The organism is Psychrobacter sp. APC 3281 (assembly GCF_030407815.1).
In the GTDB taxonomy this organism is placed as follows: domain Bacteria; phylum Pseudomonadota; class Gammaproteobacteria; order Pseudomonadales; family Moraxellaceae; genus Psychrobacter.
In genome coordinates, this window is sequence record NZ_JASDCS010000003.1 from 45,529 (window position 1) to 66,439 (window position 20,911).

18 protein-coding genes are annotated in these 20,911 nt (G+C 43.5%); 11 read left to right on the forward strand and 7 right to left on the reverse strand.

The features are described 5' to 3' along the window. Nucleotides 1–17: 17 nt before the first annotated feature. Nucleotides 18–2,003 (reverse strand): penicillin-binding protein 2, encoded by a 1,986-nt coding sequence (gene mrdA / locus QL886_RS02670; RefSeq protein ID WP_290177563.1) that lies wholly within the window; start codon nucleotides 2,001–2,003, stop codon nucleotides 18–20. Nucleotides 2,004–2,496: 493 nt separating this feature from the next. On the opposite strand from mrdA, the gene QL886_RS02675 reads away from it, so the two are divergent. The 6 genes from QL886_RS02675 (at nucleotide 2,497) to adk (ending at nucleotide 9,651) form a co-directional block, all read left to right on the forward strand. Beyond that, nucleotides 2,497–3,831 carry a hypothetical protein gene (locus QL886_RS02675; protein ID WP_101206367.1) on the forward strand — a complete coding sequence of 445 codons (1,335 nt, stop codon included), beginning with the start codon at nucleotides 2,497–2,499 and terminating at the stop codon, nucleotides 3,829–3,831. Between the two features lie 291 nt (nucleotides 3,832–4,122). Then, nucleotides 4,123–6,153: a heme lyase CcmF/NrfE family subunit gene (locus QL886_RS02680; protein ID WP_179798394.1), complete on the forward strand. Its 2,031-nt coding sequence runs from the start codon at nucleotides 4,123–4,125 to the stop codon at nucleotides 6,151–6,153. Between the two features lies 1 nt (nucleotide 6,154). Then, nucleotides 6,155–6,832: a DsbE family thiol:disulfide interchange protein gene (locus QL886_RS02685; RefSeq protein WP_290177564.1), complete on the forward strand. Its 678-nt coding sequence runs from the start codon at nucleotides 6,155–6,157 to the stop codon at nucleotides 6,830–6,832. Then, nucleotides 6,829–7,386, forward strand: coding sequence for a cytochrome c-type biogenesis protein (locus QL886_RS02690; protein WP_290177565.1), 558 nt, complete (start codon nucleotides 6,829–6,831; stop codon nucleotides 7,384–7,386). Before QL886_RS02685 ends, QL886_RS02690 begins: the two co-directional genes overlap by 4 nt. Beyond that, nucleotides 7,383–8,663 (forward strand): c-type cytochrome biogenesis protein CcmI, encoded by a 1,281-nt coding sequence (ccmI, locus tag QL886_RS02695; RefSeq protein WP_290177566.1) that lies wholly within the window; start codon nucleotides 7,383–7,385, stop codon nucleotides 8,661–8,663. The genes QL886_RS02690 and ccmI overlap by 4 nt, the downstream gene beginning before the upstream one ends. Nucleotides 8,664–8,997: 334 nt before the next feature. After that, nucleotides 8,998–9,651 carry an adenylate kinase gene (gene adk / locus QL886_RS02700; RefSeq protein ID WP_179798483.1) on the forward strand — a complete coding sequence of 218 codons (654 nt, stop codon included), beginning with the start codon at nucleotides 8,998–9,000 and terminating at the stop codon, nucleotides 9,649–9,651. Nucleotides 9,652–9,827: 176 nt separating this feature from the next. Here the strand turns inward: adk and secB are convergent, their stop codons facing one another. The 4 genes from secB to rsgA all read right to left on the reverse strand — a co-directional run bounded on the left by secB (nucleotide 9,828) and on the right by rsgA (nucleotide 12,862). Next, on the reverse strand, nucleotides 9,828–10,280 hold the full coding sequence (gene secB / locus QL886_RS02705) for a protein-export chaperone SecB (RefSeq protein WP_057760989.1): 453 nt from the start codon (nucleotides 10,278–10,280) through the stop codon (nucleotides 9,828–9,830). A 192-nt stretch (nucleotides 10,281–10,472) separates the two neighbouring features. Beyond that, nucleotides 10,473–10,736: a glutaredoxin 3 gene (gene grxC, locus QL886_RS02710; RefSeq protein WP_021813631.1), complete on the reverse strand. Its 264-nt coding sequence runs from the start codon at nucleotides 10,734–10,736 to the stop codon at nucleotides 10,473–10,475. 345 nt (nucleotides 10,737–11,081) lie between these two features. Continuing rightward, entirely contained in the window at nucleotides 11,082–11,537 is a 456-nt protein-coding gene (locus QL886_RS02715) for a rhodanese-like domain-containing protein (RefSeq protein WP_057760987.1), read from the reverse strand. 221 nt (nucleotides 11,538–11,758) lie between these two features. Next, on the reverse strand, nucleotides 11,759–12,862 hold the full coding sequence (gene rsgA / locus QL886_RS02720; protein ID WP_290177567.1) for a ribosome small subunit-dependent GTPase A: 1,104 nt from the start codon (nucleotides 12,860–12,862) through the stop codon (nucleotides 11,759–11,761). A gap of 230 nt (nucleotides 12,863–13,092) precedes the next feature. On the opposite strand from rsgA, the gene orn reads away from it, so the two are divergent. Then, on the forward strand, nucleotides 13,093–13,680 hold the full coding sequence (orn, locus tag QL886_RS02725) for an oligoribonuclease (protein WP_057760984.1): 588 nt from the start codon (nucleotides 13,093–13,095) through the stop codon (nucleotides 13,678–13,680). Nucleotides 13,681–13,800: 120 nt separating this feature from the next. Here the strand turns inward: orn and QL886_RS02730 are convergent, their stop codons facing one another. After that, entirely contained in the window at nucleotides 13,801–14,685 is an 885-nt protein-coding gene (locus QL886_RS02730; protein WP_290177568.1) for a UDP-2,3-diacylglucosamine diphosphatase, read from the reverse strand. A gap of 123 nt (nucleotides 14,686–14,808) precedes the next feature. Then, complete coding sequence (locus QL886_RS02735) at nucleotides 14,809–15,324, reverse strand: peptidylprolyl isomerase (RefSeq protein ID WP_057760980.1); 516 nt, start codon at nucleotides 15,322–15,324, stop codon at nucleotides 14,809–14,811. Between the two features lie 293 nt (nucleotides 15,325–15,617). Here QL886_RS02735 and QL886_RS02740 point away from each other — a divergent pair, with 293 nt between their 5' ends. The 4 genes from QL886_RS02740 (at nucleotide 15,618) to QL886_RS02755 (ending at nucleotide 20,750) form a co-directional block, all read left to right on the forward strand. Beyond that, nucleotides 15,618–17,357: a glutamine--tRNA ligase/YqeY domain fusion protein gene (locus tag QL886_RS02740; protein ID WP_290177569.1), complete on the forward strand. Its 1,740-nt coding sequence runs from the start codon at nucleotides 15,618–15,620 to the stop codon at nucleotides 17,355–17,357. A 397-nt stretch (nucleotides 17,358–17,754) separates the two neighbouring features. Continuing rightward, entirely contained in the window at nucleotides 17,755–18,393 is a 639-nt protein-coding gene (locus QL886_RS02745) for a peroxiredoxin (protein WP_075107566.1), read from the forward strand. 257 nt (nucleotides 18,394–18,650) lie between these two features. After that, nucleotides 18,651–19,313 (forward strand): glutathione S-transferase family protein, encoded by a 663-nt coding sequence (locus QL886_RS02750; RefSeq protein WP_290177570.1) that lies wholly within the window; start codon nucleotides 18,651–18,653, stop codon nucleotides 19,311–19,313. Between the two features lie 486 nt (nucleotides 19,314–19,799). Continuing rightward, nucleotides 19,800–20,750 (forward strand): META domain-containing protein, encoded by a 951-nt coding sequence (locus tag QL886_RS02755; RefSeq protein ID WP_290177571.1) that lies wholly within the window; start codon nucleotides 19,800–19,802, stop codon nucleotides 20,748–20,750. Nucleotides 20,751–20,911: the final 161 nt, after the last annotated feature.

The window sequence follows — 20,911 nt, forward strand, 5'->3', positions numbered from 1 at the left end:
ACTACTTAAACGTCTAGTTACTCAGACGTCGCTGCTGTCGCTTCAGCTTCCGCGGCTTCTTTCTCTTCTAATGCTTTTGCTTCTTTATCACGAATGGCATCACGCATCGCTTTTTCAAAAGCCTTTTGGCGTTTAATAACTTTTAGCTCATCAGCAGAAGGTGGCAGCACAGGATCTGTCTTACGTTGTAATACCCAGTAGTCAAATAGAGCACGGCCAATAGGCGCTGCAACAGCACTACCACCACCGCCATTTTCAACCAATACCGCAAGTGCAATCTGCGGGTCTTCTACTGGGGCAAAACCATTAAACCAAGCATGATCCCAGTGGCGCTTATCAATCGCTGACTTGTCATATCGTTTGCCCTGCGCGATAGATTTCACCTGTGCAGTACCTGTTTTACCAGCGATACGATAGCGCGGGGTATAGATACCGCGTCCTGTACCATTTTCTACCACGCTTTCCATCGCATCATGCATACGCAACCAGTCGGACGGCTTACCGTTATAGTCAATTTTACCATCTGGCTTAGTGATGATTTTGACGTCTGCGGCGCCGTCACTGCTCTTTAATAAGTGCGGGGTGATATGCTGACCTTTACTGGCTGTCATGGCTGTAGCGTTGGCAATCTGTAGCGGCGTCGCCAAGAAATACCCTTGTCCAATACTGACAGAGATGGTTTCGCCCGGTAGCCAATCTTTATCATAAGTGTCTTTTTTCCATTTTGGTGACGGCATGATACCTGGTTTTTCATTAGGTAAATCAATACCAGTATCTTCACCAAAACCAAAGCGTACCATCCAGTCGTGCAGACGTTGAATGCCCATCTCATAAGCCAACTTATAATAATAAGTATCGACCGACATCGCGATGGATTTTTTGAGGTCTACTGTGCCATGACCGCCACGTTTCCAGTCACGGAATCGATGCGTGTCACCAGGTAAGCTAAAATAACCAGGGTCATAGATAGTGCTGTTCCAATCGCGTAGACCATAATGAATCCCGCCCAAACCCTCGAATGGCTTGATAGTAGAGCCAGGTGGGTAGGTGCCTTGGAGGGCACGGTTATACAGTGGCTGATCTAAATCTTCGCGTAGATCGTCGTAGTCTTTGAAAGAAATACCCGATATGAAAGGGTTAGGGTCGTAGCTTGGATTACTAACAAATGCCAATACATCACCGTTTTTGGGATCTATCGCGACGATTGCACCGCGGCGTCCATCGAGTTGCTGTTGGGCGATGGTTTGCAAACCATAATCCAAGCTCAACGTAATATCGTTACCCGCTATTGGCGGCTTGGTATCCAGTTGACGTAAGATATTCCCATGTGCGTCTGTCTCTACCGATTGATAACCCGGTTGACCAAGCAAAATATCTTCGTAGTAGTCTTCAATACCGATTTTACCAATCAAGTCAGTACCAGCGTAACGGTCTTTATCGATACGCTTTGACTCTTTGTCATTGATACGCCCAACATAGCCGATGACATGAGCAAACAGCTCATCATAAGGATAAGAGCGCGTAAGCTTGCTTTGGATAGAGACCCCGCGGAAGAACGGCTTGCGCTCACTAAACTGAGCCAACTGTGCTTCTGTTAAGTCGATCTTGATCGTTACAGGGTCGTTTTTATTTTTACTTAGACGCGCCAAGATATCAGTGATATCTGTATCAGTTAAATCAAAAATAGGTGCGAGCAGATGCAATGTACGCTCAGGGTTTTCCACCTCATCAGGACTGAGCATCGCTGTAAATACAGGCTGGTTGTCTGCCAGTATTACTCCGTTACGATCATAAATATACCCACGACTAGGCGGCGCAGATATCAGTTTGATACGGTTGTTATCGGCTTGCGTTGTGTACTGATCATGAGCGTAGACTTGCAAATACCCATAACGTGTTATCAAACCGCCCAAACCAATCAATATTATAATCCCAAAGATGATAATACGATTGGTAAAGGTGCTGTTGACCTGTTCGGTATTGGGAGTTATCGGTTTATTCATAGAAGATCAGAGCCCAAACGGTCAGTGAGTCAATAAAAGAAAAATAAGAGGGCAGGTTGGTTAACCAAAGTGCGGTGAGTCTAAAAGATAATGCAAATGGTTTCAATCACATAGAAGGGTATGGTGTGAAATCGTCATGCAGTCATTTATACGCAGGTAGTCTTTGTTATTGCACTACAAATTATAACAGAACAAATGAGCAGGCGCAGTACTCAGTCATATATTTTGTCTTGATTGTCTACTGACCAGGAACTGGCTTATATTTAGGTTTTTATTGGTTAACAGACGATATGAACCATGTCATCTTTAGTCACAACTTGCCGCTGGTCTATATGTGCTAATAAATGGCAAGTATGCTAAAATCAGGCGATTTATTTTATAGTAGTTATTATGGGCGGAGCGTCTTTTGAAACGTTCTCATTTTGCTAAAGTTTCGTTATCAGTAGCGACAATATTAGCAACGACAATCAACCTGTCAGGGACTAGATAAGTCATGGACGTAAATTCATTATGGCAGACGATAGCTGAACATCCAGAGTTCTTTGCCATGCTGACCATTCCACCAGTGACGGCATTCGTCACTTGGGTACATGTGTGGATGGCGCTCAAGATGCTGTTTTATCCGGTTAAGTTCTGGGGTATTCGTATTCCTAACTTCCCATTTTTTGGGTTGCCAGGTATCGGTTGGCAAGGTATTGTTCCGCGCAAAGCGGGCAAGATATCAGGGGTTATCGTTGACCAGACGCTCTCAAAACTCGGTTCGCTTGATGAGTTTTTTAAGGCGATGGAACCTGAGCAAATGGCGATATTTGTCACTGATACGGTGGACAAAAACCTTGAGCCATTGATTGATGAGATAATGCTGGATCACTCGCCAGCATTGTGGGGCAATCTGCCTTACGCCCTAAAGCGCCGTGTCTATGCGCAAGCTCATAAAGAGCTACCTAGTATTATGCAGTCGCTTGTGACAGATTTGACTTATCATGTCGAAGACTTGGTCGATATGCGCAAAATGATTGTCAACACCATGGAAAATGATCGTCGCCTGATGGTCAATATGTTTCTAAAAGTGGGGCAAAAAGAGATAGACTTTATCTGGCACATTAGTGCTTTGATTGGTCTGGTATTTGGTATTATCCAGATGTTTATATTTTTGGTGGTGCCGCAGCATTGGACCGTACCGTTCTTTGCCGCGATTTGGGGTTTTCTCACCAATTGGATTGCCATTTGGATGGTGTTTAATCCAGTAGAGCCGCACTTCATACCTTATTTGAAGCTGTTTACGGTGCAGAGTCGCTTTCCATTTATCAAACCTGTCATACCGCATATCGCAAAGTATCGTTTGCAAGGCGGCTTTATGAAGCGCCAAGAGGAAGTTTCTGAGGTTTTTGCTGAAATTGTGGTAAAGGATTTGGTCACTCTAGAAAACATCATGAATGAGATGATGTATGGTGATCGCTCAGCACAAACCCGTGATTTGATGAAATCGCATCTATATACGGTACTAGAGTCACCAGTGATTAGCACGACTCTACGTGTGGGGTTGGGACGCCGCGATTATGGCCAACTCAAAAATACCATTATCGATAAATCTATTGTCGCAACGATGGTACCACTGCGAGATCCTGAGCTAAATGAAAGCCGAGCCAGTAAGATATTTGGTCTGTTTCGCGATAGAATACGTGCGCTCACGCCAAATGAGTTTCAGAACCTATTGCGTCCCGCTTTCCGCGAGGATGAGATGACGTTGATTGTTTTGGGCGGTTTGACTGGTTTTCTAGCAGGTTGGTTGCATTTAGTGTTAGTATTTTTCCCCTCGATGCAATAATGCATCAATAAGTATTTTTAATTAGTCATGAACGGCTATATTGAATAAGCTTTGAATAAGCTTTGAATAACTAAAAAATGTAAAATTAACAACAGATAAGCATTTTGTATCAATCATTCATATTGATACGTCACAATGATAGTAGCGGGTTTTATGTGCTTCTACAGCAATTGAAACCTCAGTTTTTAACCGTAAACTATGACCGCATAAAGGACTATTAGCGTTTGCCAGTGGCTAGCAATGCCATCGGTGAACCCTTAATTGTATCCAAGGTAAACAAGGTTAGACCGTATGTTAATCACAGAATTGGGTTATTTTGCCTTGCTGGCCGCTTTTATATTGGCGATTTTGCAGGTGGTACTACCAACCATTGGCGTCATGCGTGACCACGTCGCTTGGCAGCGTTTGGCGCCAAGTCTGGCATGGGCACAATTTGCGGCAATGATTACCTCATTTGCTGCGCTGATGGCAGGCTTTTATTACAACGACTTTAGTCTCGTCTATGTCACTCAGCATTCCAATACATTGCTGCCTTGGTACTACAAGCTGTCGGCGACATGGGGCGGGCATGAAGGCTCACTGCTGCTTTGGATGACCATCATGGCCACTTGGTGTGCGCTGGTCTCTTACTTCAGTCGTGGGTTGCCGTTGTCTATGCGTGCGCGAGTGCTGGTGATATTGGCAGGCGTGCAGATGATGATGCTAGCGATGCTTATCTTTACCTCATCGCCATTTGATCGCACATTACCCAATCTGCCTGTTGATGGTGCGGATCTAAACCCTGTATTGCAAGATTTTGGTCTAATTATTCACCCACCAATGCTTTATATGGGTTACGTGGGTATGGTTGTGCCATTTGCGTTTTGTATGGCAGCACTGTGGGAAGGGCGCTTGGATGCGGTATGGACACGTTGGTCGCGTCCATGGGCGTTGGCGGCTTGGGGTTTCTTAACAGTCGGTATCGCGCTTGGTTCTTGGTGGGCTTATTATGAGCTTGGCTGGGGCGGTTGGTGGTTCTGGGATCCAGTAGAGAACGCCTCATTAATGCCATGGTTGGCAGGAACAGCGCTACTGCATTCACTTGCTGTCACCGAAAAACGCGGTGTATTTAAAGCATGGACAATCATGCTCGCAATCTTTGCTTTTGCGCTCAGTTTGCTTGGTACTTTCTTAGTACGTTCAGGTGTCATCACCTCAGTGCATTCGTTTGCCGCTGATCCAACGCGTGGTCTAGTGATTCTAGTCATCCTCGGTATTATCGTCGGTGGTGGTCTGTTGATGTTTGCGGTACGTGGTTGGCGTTTGACGGTTGAGAGTCAGTATCGACTTATCTCACGTGAATCATTTTTGGTAATTAACAACGTTATTATTCTCATTTCAACCTTAGTGGTACTACTTGGTACGCTATATCCTATTATTGCTGATGCCTTTAACTTAGGTCAGGTATCTGTTGGCCCTCCATACTTCAACGCCCTGTTTGTGCCGTTGACATGGCTGCTACTGGTGGCGATGGGCATGGGTTCTAATATCCGCTGGAAACAAGACAGTCGCCCGTTATTGGGTGCTGGCATGGTTATCGCGGTGAGTAGTTTGGTATTAGCTGCCATCATCACCTATTTTACCAGTCCATCAGCGATGCTAAATATTGGTGTCACATTGGCGGTTAGCTTTTGGGTGTTGTTATGGATGGTTGTCGATTTCAAAGACAAGACCAAAAATGCACCAAGTCGCTTAAACGGCTTACGTCAGTTGCGTCTGAGTTATTGGGGGCAGCAAACCGCTCATATTGGCGTTATCATTGCGGTCATCGGTGTGGCATTTACCACTACGTTGAGCATTGAGCGCGATGTGGCATTAGGGCCTAATGACAGTGTCAATGTTCAAGGCTATGACTTTACGGTCAAAGGCTTTAGTGAAGTAAAAGGCAGTAACTTTGACGCCACCCAAGCAGAAGTAACAGTCAGTAAAGACGGTCAAGAAGTGACCACGTTATATCCTGAAAAGCGTAACTATATCATCAGTATGATGCCAATGACGGAGGCTGCGATTGATGCCAATTTGATGCGCGATGTCTACGTAGCACTTGGTGAGCCAATTGCTGAAGATAGCAATGAATGGGCTTTCCGTATTTATGTCAAACCGCTTATCCGCTGGATATGGTTGGGTGCACTTATCATGGCGTTTGGCGCATTGCTCAGCATGCTAGACAATCGTTACCGTATCAAAAAAACCAAAACACCTGCGCAAATCGCGGCCAAAAAATCAGGCTTCGCGACGGTTGCAGATTTGGATACGTCAGCTACAAAAATAGGGGAGCGTTAATATGACTACCTCAAACAATGAACCTGATAAAAAAGCTCAGCAAGAGGCTGTCAACGACCCTAAAGTTGCGAGCAGCAATAAAGTAAAAACTAAGAAAAAACTTAAAATTGGGTTTTTGATTCCGCTGGTTATCTTTATTGGTTTGGTTGCTATGCTCTATATGCGTTTGGGCAAACCGACGGATATCGTGACCAATACAGCGCTTGAGCGTCCAGTACCTGCCTTTGAGTTGCCATTATTATCAGATACCAGCCGTATCATGACCAATGACAACTTGCCAGATAAGCCATTTCTCATGAATATTTGGGGCTCTTGGTGTCCAACTTGTATCATTGAGCATCCTTTTTTGATGAAGCTAGAAGAGCGCGGCGTTAACTTAGTAGGCGTAAACTACAAAGATGATATTGGGGATGCGTTAGGGTATCTGAATCGCGGTGGTGACCCGTTCTCTATGTCTATTCAGGACTTGTCAGGGCAGTTCGCTCTTGACTTAGGTCTGACTGGTGCGCCTGAGACTTTTATCGTCGATGGTGATGGGATTATTCGTCAGCATATCATCGGTGAGATCAATGAGAGCAATTGGCAAAGTCGTATTACACCTTGCTTGATGGTACTCAATGACGCTAGTAATAACGGGGTCAGTCCAGATCCGAGCCAAGTTGCGGAGGCGTGCAAATGATAGCCTACCAAATAAGAAAGGCGACCGTAAAGTTAGCAAGCTTGTTTATCGCTTGTCTATTCAGCATGGCAAGCTTTGCTGCCATTGATGTCTACGATTTTGATTCTGTGCAACAAGAAGCCCAGTATCGCGGTCTTATCGAAGAGCTACGCTGCCCGAAATGTCAAAACCAAAACTTGGCAGGGTCTGATGCGCCAATTGCGCAAGACTTAAAGCAAAAAACCTATGATTTGATAAAAGATGGTCGTAGTGATGGCGAGATTCGAGCCTATATGCAAGAGCGCTATGGCGACTTTATCAGCTATAAGCCGCCAGTACGTCCTTCAACATGGATTTTATGGTTTTTCCCACCATTATTATTGATCGTTTTATTGGTCGGTTGGTTTTGGCAAAGTAAACGCCGTCAGCTTGTCGCCAGCGGCGAGAGTGGTGTAGCAGTAGACAACCAAGTTAAAGCGTTGTCTGCCGCTGAAAAAGCAGAACTTGATCGCTTATTGTCACGAGCCAATAACGATGACAAAGACGACACTATAAGCCTTGGGGGCAAAAAATGACCATATTTTCTACTGTTGGCTTATTTATTGCGCTAAGTTTACTTGTCGCTCTACTATTGGGCATTATCACCATTAAGCCGTGGTTAAAAGCACCGCGTTCGCATAGTAAGCCTGTGGACAATCAACTGCTGGATATCAACGTTGCTGTGTTTCGTGAGCGATTAGCAGAGCTGAAAACAGATAAAGACAGTGGTATCATTGATGACCATCACTATCAAAACCAGAAGCTTGAGCTTGAACGTCAGCTTTTGGATGCTCAGCGTGAAGTGTCACCGATGGTCACGCCAGGTATCAAAAGCCGATTGATTATTATGGTTTGGGTACCTGTATTGACTGCCATGGCATATCTGATGGTCGGCGATCGCACACCTGTCTTTGAGCTGTGGGCTGCTGAGGACAAAGTCGGTCAAGTGGCGGATGACTTACTGACAGGTAGAATCGATCAGCCACCTGCTTGGGCTATTGAAGATGGTAATCAGCTGATTAGTGCTATGCAGACTAACGTCTATCGTCATGCCAGTGACTACAATCGCTGGATGCGCCTATCAGAGCTGTTCTTGTCATTAGAGGCGACTGATTCGGCATTAGAGGCCTTGTCACGCGCTTATCGTCTATCACCTGATAACGAAGAAATTGCGACCACTTATGCGCAGATTAGTTTCTTTGCTAATAAAGGTCAGTTAGATGCCAATAGCCGCCGAGTGTTAGAAAACATACTGGCCACAAATCCAGAGCATGAGGGCGCACAGATGCTTATGGCGATGGGTGAAGCACGTGCTAGTAACTTCGATCAAGCGCAAGGCTGGATTAAACGTCTGCGTGACAGTATTGCGGCCAAACCAGGCGATCATACGCAAGCGCTATCAAGTCTAGATGAGCTTAGCGCTAATGTGGTGATGCAGCAGCAGCAAGCCTCTGAAGGCGTCGAAGTGACAGTCAAAATAAATGCTAGTCTGTTACCATTGGTAAAAGCTGACGATACACTGTTTGTAGCGATACGTGACGTGAAAGGTGGTCCACCATTTGCGGCTAAGCGTCTACCGATTAGCAATATCAAACAAGGCGAAGCGGTTATTAGCCTAAGTGATCTTGATGCTATGATGCCAGAGCGTACCCTAGGATCGGCTCGTTCTGATAAAGTACAGCTAGCGGTCATCGCTCGTATCAGTCATAGTGGCAATGCTACCGCAGAGTCAGGCGACCTCTCGGGTAATCCAGTGGTTATCAGCGCAGAACAAAATCAGGTCAACGTGGAAATCAATCAGCAAGTTCCATAGCCATAGTAGTAATATAAATACTGGACGCTAATGGTATTTATTATATAGACGCTGTTGCTCAGTATGGACGCGAGCAGCAGTGTTATGATTGACTTGATTAAAAGAGATATAAAGGTAACCCAGATATATAAATGGGCACTCCAAACGCAGTCAATACTGCTGCTTTTTATCTTGAATTGACCATGTATGAACAGATAAGTCATGCCAACTTATCACATCAATAATGAAAATACTTGAGCTTTGCAGGGCCACAAGGTAAGGTAGCTTTGCAAACAATTAATCCCAAAGTTTTATTAATCCCAAAATCCTATCTATTAAGGAGAGTCGTGTAATGATGCGTATTATTTTACTAGGACCACCAGGCGCCGGTAAAGGTACCCAAGCCCAGTTTATTTCTAAAGAATATGATATTCCACAGATCTCAACTGGCGACATGCTACGTGCAGCAATTAAAGAAGGTAGCGAGCTTGGCAAAAAAGCCAAAGATATCATGAATGCTGGTGGTTTGGTTTCTGATGACCTCATTATCAACCTAGTGAAAGAGCGTATCGCTAAGCCTGATTGCGTGAATGGTTGTATCCTAGATGGTTTCCCGCGCACTATTCCTCAAGCGCAAGCACTTGCAGACGCTGATGTTGCTATCGACCATGTTATCGAAATCAGCGTACCTGATGACGAAATCGTGAGCCGTTTGTCTGGCCGTCGTCAGCATCCAGGTTCAGGTCGTGTTTATCATGTCGATCACAATCCACCAAAGGTTGAAGGCATCGATGACGTCACTGGTGAAGCGCTCATCCAGCGTGAAGATGACCAAGAAGCGACTATTCGTGACCGTCTATCTACTTATCATGAGCAAACATCAGCATTGGTTGGTTTTTACCAAGACAAAGCTAAAGAAGGTGGTGATGCGCCTAACTATGACAAGTTTGATGGTACGCAAGGTATCGATGACGTTAAGCAGCAAATTTTGTCTGCACTAAAAGGCTAACTATCGATATTAGCTAATTGATTTAGCCAGTCGATGTAGTCGTTGAAGACCCTGTTTAATAGCAGGGTTTTTTTATGCCTTATGAGAACACACACAAAAAAACCGCTTACTCATTATAAGTAAACGGCCCTTTATCAAATATACGACTGGTAGAGCTCATATATTCTAATTAATGCTTATGCGTTACCTTGAGCATCAACTTGTGCTTGCTGCTGACTCTGTGCATACGCTTGATCAAAGTTCACAGGTGCTAGTAGCAATTGTGGGAAGCTACCACGCGTCACGATGTCACTGATGACTTCACGAGCATATGGGAACAACACGTTAGGGCAGTATGCGCCTAGGATTTGACCGATTTGATCTTCTGGAATGTCTTTTAATAAGAAGATACCTGCTTGATGCACTTCAGCGATAAATGCGGCTTCTTCCGCATTTTTGGCAGTAACGCTCACAGTTAGGATGATTTGATAATGATCGTCATCTAGTTTTTCAGCGTTGCTAGACAAATTGATATCAAGCTCTGGGTTCCACTCTTTGGTGAATACGCTAGCGCCTGGGACTTCAAGAGACATGTCTTTTACATAGATGCGTTCTAGTGCCAATTGTGGTTGTGCTTGTTCTTCAGCCATGGTAAATCCTCTAAAATTAAATCAAATGATTGGGCAAATCGTTATTTTAATAAACGTTCATTGTAATATAAATCGAGACTATTTTTTGGTATTGTCTCGATATTTTTTATTATTACTTCTTACTGCTCTATTAAAATCTGACACTGTCTATCTTTACATAAATAAAGACAGACAGTAAAGAAAGGTAGCAGATTAACCAGCCAATAGCTCGTCAAGTTTGCCTTGCTGGTTCATTTGGTTAAGCTCATCAAAACCACCGACAAAAGTTTCGCCAACGAAGATTTGCGGCACAGTGCGGTAGTTATTGGTTTTTTTCATCAACGCTTGGCGCTCTTCGCTGCTCATATCGTGCATGCCGATTTCTTCATAATCAACGCCTTTGGTTTTTAGTAGTTGTTTGGCGTTTGAGCAGTATGGGCAGATAGGGGTAGTGTAAACTTTCACAGATACAGTCATGGTAAATCCTTATTTATAAATTTATGGGATAACAAACATATTATAAAGAGCATGATAAATTAACATAGTCTCAAAGTTGGTATAGTCTGTTATCAATGAGTAAAGCAAAAATGCATTCGGTGATGCTCATTACTAAAGTGGGGATGGGCATAACAAATTCAAGCCGTTTTGGCTCAAAACGTATTTTAGTGCTGTAAAACATGAAAAATAAACCACAAAAAAAGACACCTGATAAAAAGGTGTCTTCTTTATAGCGTTGGTAGCGCTGATAACGTTAGTCAGGTCGCATAAACATCAGCTAAGCGATGTGTATAAACGCTTCACTTAAGCGCCCATACAGGTCTATTACTTGCTTAGACTTGGTTTTGTTTTACCTTTAGCCTTTGCTTTGGCGTCTTTTACACCAACCAATGGCATGCCAGCGCCTTGCCAACCGCCAATACCGCCCTCTAAGCGATAGACACTATCTTTACCAATCATCTGAATCGCAGCGCCTGCTTGGACGCCCATGTCGCAAATGATAATCACTGGCTGCTCAATCGCGCGAATCTCTTCTAAGCGGTCTTTGAGGTCAGTGAACGGTATGTTGCGGCTGCCTTGAATATAGCCTGATTCAAACTTCTTCTTAGCGCGAATATCGATAAGCTGCGCGTTTTGAGAGTTGACCATCATGCCAAGCGTGTTAGGCGATATTTTTCTACCGCTACGTTTGTTTTCAATCGTAAAAAACAGTATAGCAAGTACGGCTAATATACCAAATAAAAACGGGTGGTTGCCCACAAATTCCAGCGCACGATCCAAACCATACCTCCAAAAAAATAAGTGTTCTATTGAGCTGAGAAGACAGCCCAATGATAGTGAACAAGGCGCTATTATACCGATAAGGTCATCTATAGTAAACGGGCGATGACATGGGCAGTAATTGAGCGGTTATTGCACCTATCTATGGATATTCTTAGCCTAATAAAAATATCTACTCACAAGACCGTTTTTAATTAAGACGGACAGTAACAAGCCAAATACTAATAAGGCTTCGTATCTGCCTCTTCTCGTAGCGTGACGAGGTTTTCAACACGGCGCTGCAATACTTCACCATCAGCTACTGCTTGCCATAGTGCGCAGCCTTTGCTGTTGTGAGTATGGCGACAGTCACGGAATTGGCAACCGCCGGCCAATGGTGCTAGCTCAACGAAGCCCGAAATAATATCATCAGGGGTGAGGTGCCAAATGCCATATTCACGAATCCCTGGTGTATCGACGATACCGCCTTGAGTGAGATCTTCTGGATTGAATGGCAATAGTCGGCTAGTTGTCGTGGTGTGCTGACCGAGCTTAGAATTTTGCGAGATGATATTGACACTCTGACCAGACTCAGGCAATAGGGCATTAATTAGACTGCTTTTGCCGACGCCAGATTGACCCGCGAAGATCACCAGCTTTTTATCTATATAGCGTTTTAGCTCATCAAGGCCTTCTTGCTCATCGCTATCAGCGATATTTTCAGGACAATCGACCGAAGTTAGAACACTTTCATAGCCAAGCGCGGCATACTGTGCCAATAACTCATTGGTGTCCACGCCGTTCTCTTCTGCCAATAAGTCGGCTTTGTTGAGTACTAATAATGGTTTGACACCTGCATGATGGCATACCACGAGATAGCGATCGATCAGCGTTGGTGCGGCGGCAGGCAGTGGCGCAAAAACAATCGCCAAAATATCGACGTTGGCGGCAACAGGTTTGAGCTTATGATAGCGGTCAGGACGAGAAACCAGCGATGTACGCGGTTTGACCGCTTCGATACGACCAAAGCCAGTATTAGAGTCGGCATTCCAACGTACTTGATCACCAGCAGCGAGCATCGGTAGATTGGTACGTACATGACAGCGCCAGATATCATTTAACTCAAGCGTTTGCCAAAACGGCTCAGGATCATCAGGGGCAATCTCTGGCTGCTCAGGTATAACAGCAGGCAGGCTAGTGACTTGTACTTCTAGTTGCTTACCGTAATGCGCCATGACCACGCCATCCATCAAACTGTCATCAATACTATCTTGATTAGACAGTTGCTGCTTGTCGATGCGACGAATCTGTTGTTTAGTCAGTTTGCGTTGCCGGATTAATGCCATGGGTTTTTGACCTATTATAAAAATATTGCTAAGTGTAGCGTGAAAATTTGCTAACATACAGCCTAAAGCGTCTGCGGCAGACAGTGGTTTTGTAATATTTTGGCTGCTTGCTAGATTTTTTGAATCAATCAGTGCATTACAATGCTGCCTGAATATGAGTATTCAACCGCAATACGTTTTTCAAATTATGTTTAAAACTGTCCCAAAATTTAATGACCATAGGATATTGTATGACTACCGGTGACCATCCCAATAAGATTAAAATCAAAAATCAAGGCAAAAAAGGGCTGGTGTGGATTGATTTAGAAATGACCGGACTTGATACCTTAAATGATGAGATTATCGAGATTGCTACTGTCGTTACTGACGAAGATTTGAATGTACTTGCTGAAGGGCCTGTATTTGCGATCAAGGTATCGGATCAAGTCTTAAACAAAATGGATGACTGGAATACCAAGCAGCATGGTCAATCAGGGTTGGTCGATCGTGTACGTCGTAGTACGGTGACATTGGCAGAAGCCGAAGCTGAGACTATCAAGTTCCTAAACAAGTGGGTTGATAGTGGTAAGTCGCCAATGTGTGGTAACTCTATTTGCCAAGATCGTCGATTTATGGCGCGCCAAATGCCAGAGCTTGAGCGATTCTTCCATTATCGTAATCTTGATGTGTCGTCAATTAAAGAGCTTTGTTTCCGCTGGCGTCCTGATATCTTAAAGAATTTCGAAAAAGGTGGCAGTCATTTAGCCTTAGACGATATTCGTGACTCTATCCGTGAGCTAAAGCACTATCGTCAACATTTCTTTAAGTTAATACCTTAAATAGCTAGCAAGAGATAAGCTATTTAAAAGTGTAGTAAAAGAATTGTAGTAAAAAAACAAAAGGGTCTGTTGATATTTCAACAGACCCTTTTTATTTTTAAGCTAGATTCAACGATCAAGTCAAACAAGCATTGTAAACTCAAACAATCCAAACTCAGCATCATTACTGCTTAAATCGTTACTACTAAAACCGTCATTTGAACGCTGGTCATCTGTTACTGCGCCAATCACAGCACTGACTTTCGGCTGGCGAGTGTCTTTATCTAACAATCGCCAGTCGCCAAGCACGTAGCGCTTTTTATCATCAGTCGCCTGATGAATGTCTGGACGATGGGTATGTCCGTGCAACAATGCATCGCTACTAGTAATGGCTTGACGTACGGCTTTATCATTCACGTCCATGATATGCGCAGCTTTGTTCGCATTATTCTGTTGGCTTCTTTTACGCATGTTGTCTGCAATTGCCAAGCGTTTTTCTAATGACTTATTGAGCAGATACCACTGAGTTAAACGGTTACGCATAATTTTGCGAAAGAACTGATATTTTTTATCATCAGTACAGAGTGCGTCACCGTGTTCTAAGCGGTAATTCTGCTGACCAATAGACAAAGTATATGGCTCGTTGATTAGCTCACCGCCGAACAGATTACAAAACGGCTGACCCAACAAGAAGTCACGATTACCGTGCATGACCAATATCTCACAGCCATTGATACGTAGCTGCTTGAGTTTAGCTATGAGCGGAGTTAGCCAATGTTTTTTCTGCTCATCTCCTGACTCCTTCTCTTTCGATAGGGACAGATACGTATCATCACCTAGCCACACCTCAAACCAATCACCCAATATAAAGAGGCGTTTGAGCGCTGGCAGGGCGAGACAGTCATCTAATAGCGCCAAAAAAGCCTGCACTAAGGCAGGCTCCTGAGGCGATAAATGCAAATCGCTAATCAATACTTGCCGCACTTGATGAGGGCGGGTCGTGATTAAGTGATCAAAACTTTGCATTTATCTTGGTCCTTGTGACTTATCGTATGGCGAGCATGATTTAATAAACTCTACTAGAAAATGCTCGCTCATTCACAGCTATCGCTAAGTAACTATTACTGACTAGCAGCTATTGAATGACTATTACTGAGTAATGATGGTTGCTGAGTTGATAACAACTGGCTCTTTTGGCACATCAGCATGCATACCGAAACGACCCGTTGGTACGCTGCGCATTTTCTCGATAACGTCCATACCGCTTGTTACTTTACCAAATACGGTGTAACCCCAACCTTGCATGTTTTTGCCAGAGTGGTTTAGGAAGTCGTTGTCTTTTACGTTGATGAAGAACTGGCTAGTCGCTGAATGCGGATCTTGGGTACGCGCCATTGCGATAGTACCTTTGTCATTTTTTAGACCATTGTCCGCTTCGTTTTCGATAGGCGCATTGGTTGGTTTTTCATTCATCTCAGCGTCCATTCCGCCGCCTTGAATCATGAAACCATCAATGATGCGATGGAAAATTGTACCGTCATACTGACCAGATTTTACGTAGTTTAAAAAGTTTTCTACGGTTTTCGGTGCTTTTTCTTCGTTGAGTTCGATAACGATCGCACCCATATTGGTTTCAAGTTCTACTACTGGTGGCATGTCTACCATGAGATATTCCTTTTTGATTGCAGCGCCTTAAATAGCACTATTGTGAGTGGTGGTTAAAAAGTTACGGGTAGTCTAACGGCTTTTTTATCCCGTGTCATGTATCAGGCTGTTAATGCGTTTGCGAAACCTGATAGAATAACGCAACTTTACCCATTTTTGACAAATTTTGATAATGCGGTCGCACTATCTAAGTTTTTATATTCTCGCTTTATTTTAATACTTTAGTTTAAACGTTTCGTGATGCGTGATGGCACGCACCATGAACTGACAATTTGCGTTAGGAGCAATGCCCGATGAGTGATCACTCAAGCAACAATGCACAAAAAGATGAACCAAAAAACGATTTTATTCGTAATATCATTCGTGACGATGTCAATGCGCAAAAATATCAGCAAATTGTAACGCGCTTTCCGCCTGAGCCAAATGGCTACCTGCATTTAGGCCATGTGAAATCTATCTGCTTAAACTTTGGTGTGGCCAAAGAGTTTGGCGGTGTGTGCAACCTACGTTTTGATGACACTAACCCAACTGCTGAAAAGCAAGATTACATCGACAATATTAAAAACGATGTGCAGTGGTTAGGTTTTGAGTGGGCAGGCGAGGCACATCATGCCTCAGGTTATTTCGATCAGCTACATGCATGGGCAATCCAGTTGATTGAGCAAGGCGACGCTTATGTTGATTTGCAAACCCCTGAGCAAATCAAAGAAAACCGTGGTTCATTCAATGAAGCGGGAACGCCTTCACCATATCGTGATGCCAGTGTTGAAGAAAACCTAGCGCTTTTCAACGATATGAAAGACGGTAAATACGCTGAAGGAAAGGCTATTTTGCGCGCCAAGATTGATATGGCCAGCCCAAATATGAACCTGCGTGATCCTGTTATCTATCGCGTGATGCATCAAGCGCATCATCAGACTGGTGATAAATGGTGCATTTATCCAATGTATGACTTTGCTCATCCACTCTCGGATGCGTTAGAAGGAATTACCCATTCATTATGTACGCTTGAGTTTGAAGATCATCGTCCATTCTATGATTGGGTCATCGAAAAAATCGGCTTTGACGTACCGCCACATCAGTACGAGTTTAGCCGCTTAAACGTTGATCATACATTGACCAGTAAGCGTAAGCTAAAGCAACTGGTAGATGAAGGTATCGTCAGTGGTTGGAATGATCCCCGTATGCCAACCGTCGCTGGCATGCGTCGCCGTGGTTATACGCCAGAGGGCTTGCGCGATTTTTGTGAGCGTGTGGGGGTGACCAAAGCGGATAGTGTGGTTGATTTCCGTTTGCTAGAGTTTAGTGTTCGTCAATCGTTAGAGACGACTACTGGTCGCGGTATGGCAGTCCTAAAGCCATTAAAAGTGACCATCACTAACTTTAGCGAAGCGGTCAGCAGCTGGGAGTCGCAAAAAGCCGATAGCGTTAATGCGCGTTTTGACGATGCGACTCAGACACTTTGGTTGACTCAGCCGAACCATCCTAACGTCGATATGGGTGAGCGTGAGATTCCATTTACCGAGACGCTATACATCGATCAAGGTGATTACGAGATTGAACCGCCTGCAGGCTATAAGCGCCTATCACCAGAAAAGCCAGAGATTCGTCTGCGTAACACCTATGTGTTAGCCGTCACTGAGCATATCACTGATGAAAGTGGCAATGTCGTTGAGCTAAAAGCGACGATTGACCCTGCTACTTTGGGCAACAACCCTGAAGGGCGCAAGGTCAAAGGTGTGATTCATTGGGTATCAGCCAGTCAAGGTGTACCAGCGACCGTGCGCATGTATGAGCAGCTATTCAGTGCTGAAGACCCAAGTAGCGTCGCTGATGTTCATCAAGCGCTAAATCCGAACTCGCTCACTGAGCTAAACGCAGTGGTTGAGCCGTCTTTGGTCAATGCAAATGCTGGTACGCGCTTCCAGTTTGAGCGTGAAGGTTACTTCATCTCTGATAGCGAAGATCACAGCACGGATAAGCCAGTATTCAACCAAATCGTTAGTTTGCGCGATAGCTATAAGCCAGCTTAATTTATACTGGCTTAGTATGTAAAAGTATCCTTATCCAAATGGATATTTTGAAATAATACTGAACAATAGTAGTTTGCAAGTTAGCCTATTTCTAGTACGCTAGGGATGGGCTTTTGTGTGTGCAGTTATAAAGTTAAGTATGATTATGGTGCGAATTTTGCTTATGGGATGCAGGGATGGTGGTTTAAGAAATAATTGATATATCTACTTAGGGTTAAATGGAATAACCGCATTACAATCCGTCACAAGACATTCATAACCAGTTTGTTAAGATAAAGTCAGTTTTTACGGATGTGCTTTATGTTATATTTGATAGCTGAGCACATCGATGATAATAATAGAGCGCGCGGCCAACGGGTCGATACAAGCGTTCATCAACATAGCTAAGGAATCAAGCATGGCACATTTACGTTTAGGCGATACCGCACCAAACTTTGACGCTGCGACCACAGAAGGCGATATTAATTTCCACGAGTGGGCAGGCGATCATTGGGTGGTTTTTTTCTCACATCCTTCAGATTATACGCCAGTATGTACCACTGAGCTTGGTCGTACCGCAGCACTAGGCGGTGAGTTCCAGAAGCGCAATGTTAAACCAATTGCGCTATCGGTTGATGGTTTAGAAGATCATAAAGGTTGGGTAAGTGACATTGAAGAAACCCAAGGTACTGCTGTCAATTTCCCTATCATTGCAGACCCTGAGCGCAAGGTTGCAGATCTTTATGACATGATTCATCCAAATGCTGACAATACAGCGACGGTCAGAAGTGTGTTTATTATTGATCCTAAGAAAAAAGTACGCTTAACACTGACTTATCCAGCCAGCTGTGGCCGTAACTTCGATGAAATTATCCGTGTTATTGATGCGATGCAATTGTCTGATGAATATAACGTAGCAACGCCTGTTGATTGGAAAGATGGCGACGACGTTATCATTCCTCCAAGCGTGAAAAACGAAGATATCGCTGCTAATTATCCTAAAGGTCATACCGAAATTAAGCCTTATTTACGTACCACACCTGCGCCTAACAAATAAGTTAAATGCATGTGGTATTGATAAGTGATTAAGAATTGCTCAAAAATTAAAAGCCCTATAACTGAATGTTATGGGGCTTTTTGTTATTCAAACTCTCATCAGAACAGCGAGCTCAATAAGGTTTTGCTATGATGAGCAGAGTAGGCTATAACTGTTATATAGCGTGTTGATATTCTGAGCCATACGCTATATGCAATAACCATAATAAAGCCTATCAGCGCTAAGTCGCTTTGAGTCCAACTTACAAGGAGTTTGCCATGAAAAAACTATACGTCACTCGTACTGCCCCCAATCCACGTAAAGCACTTATTCTATTAGCATCGAAAGGTATCGATGTCGATGATATAGATGATATCGATGTGATCGATATTGATTTTGCGGCAAATGAGCAAATGTCAGAAGCCTTTACGCAAATGAATCCGATGCAGACAGTCCCTGTCTTAACACTAGACGATGGCACCGTGCTCAATGACTCACAGGCGGTCTGCGAATATCTGGATCGCGTCTATGGTGAGCGTTCAGTTATGGGTAATGATGTGGTACAGCGTGCGCAGGTTTGTTCTATGCGCCGTGTTGCAGAGTTTGAAGTGATGTATAACTTGATGCTCGCGTTTCAGCACAGTCATCCATCTAAAGCACAACGTGTTGAGCAAGTGCCCGAGTTCGTCGCACCATCAATTGCTCGTGCGGTCAAAGCCATGGCATATTTCGAGACGATATTAGAAGGTCGTGAATACCTAGTAGGTGAGCAATTAAGTTTTGCGGATATCGTGCTATATCTAAGCTTGGATTTTGGTAAAGTATTGAAGATTAATCCTAATGAGCAAGGCGAAAACCTAGCTCGTTTTTATCAAAAGATGAATGAACGCTTTAGTATTAAAAATATGGCTAAAGCCAAACCTGCAAGTGTGAATGACTAAAAGGTTCTAGGGCGTGTCCTCAATTCAATCGATAGTTATCTAAATGGGTTAAAAATGGCTAAATCTTGCCAAATGGCGTCAAATAGCTGACTAATATCTCGATATTATCTGCGCTATTTTCCTTGTTTGACTGCCATTTATCTCATTTTCATCACCATTTTTAAAATGAGGATACGCCCTAGAAAAATAGTTTAAATCATAAAATCTATCTATTAACCTGTTTGGTAAATTGATCGCTATAAAGCAAAACAGCTAACCTCAATCGTTAGCTGTTTTTTTATGAAATATAATAAAAATCAACATTTCGTTACATAGGTTAATAGTGCCAAGGTTATAGTGGTTAATCTAGCTTAGTTATATCAATTATGTTTTTAAAACGTTTATTTAAGAAGAATGCTTTTAAATTATGACTTCTTTTGAATAGGTTTTTTAAAATATAGATGGTACGCGAGATAAGTTGTACAAGCTTACTAAGAGGTATGTAATATGGTAGGTAGCCGAAATAAGCCAACGTTAAAATTACTGCTATTACCCAGTATGATGGCAGTTAGTCTGATGCTAAGTGCGTGTCAAAAAGAAGCGGCGTCTAGTGAAAATGATACATCGCAGAATGCTGAATCTGGCGAGATGACAGACTTAGCCGTAAGTGAAGGTCTGGTATCTAGTATGAGCCCTACATCAGACGAATCTGAACCTGTTGAATTAACCGCTCAAGAAAAGCTGACGACCACCTTATCTCATCATCGTTGGACGTTAGTAAATGCTGTTGACGCCAATGAACAACCTATGGCTGAACTCGCGAATATCAACAGTCAGGTAACGCTGGCGTTTAACCAGTATCAAGGGCAAGACACGCTAAGCTATAGCGTAGGCTGTAATACGATTAGTGCTGGCTATCAGTTAAAGGGCCATACCTTAACTACTGAAGAGGGTATGAGTACGAAGATGTCTTGTGGCGAGCTAGATGTGGCAGAAAACACCTTGAATACGTTGATGCAGGGCAGTAGTGAGTTCAAAATTGATCAAGGCGATATTCCAGTATTAACGCAGTTTACTGACAATGATGTAACTCTGGTTTGGAATGGTAGGCTTACTGCGCAAGCAAAATATAACAGTAAGGGTGAAACAGTATTTTGGGCAGTAAACTCCGAAACAGTACCTTGCGAAGCAGGTAACTCTGAGCAGTGTCTACAAGTTAAGCCTATTACTTATAATGATCAGGGCATTAAAACTCACGAAGGACAGTGGCGAGTATTCGTTGGTGAAATCGATGGCTATCAGCATGATAGCAAACACGAAGAAGTATTGCGCTTACAACGCTATCCACTACATATCGATGAATTATCAGAGATCAGTGAACCAACTAAAGATGATACTGCTGATGAAAAGTATGCTTATATATTAGATGCTGTCATTGAAAGTGCAGTTGTAGAGTAGCTTACTGTAGTTTGAGCTTTGAAATACTCATAGTCATAAAAAAACACGTGTCTAATAGCGCGTGTTTTTTTATGGGGCGTCTAATTTGCTGTTTATCTATTTTGACGCTTTTCTGCTTCAACACCTCATTATCTTAACGCCTCGCTATTTTAACGCTGATC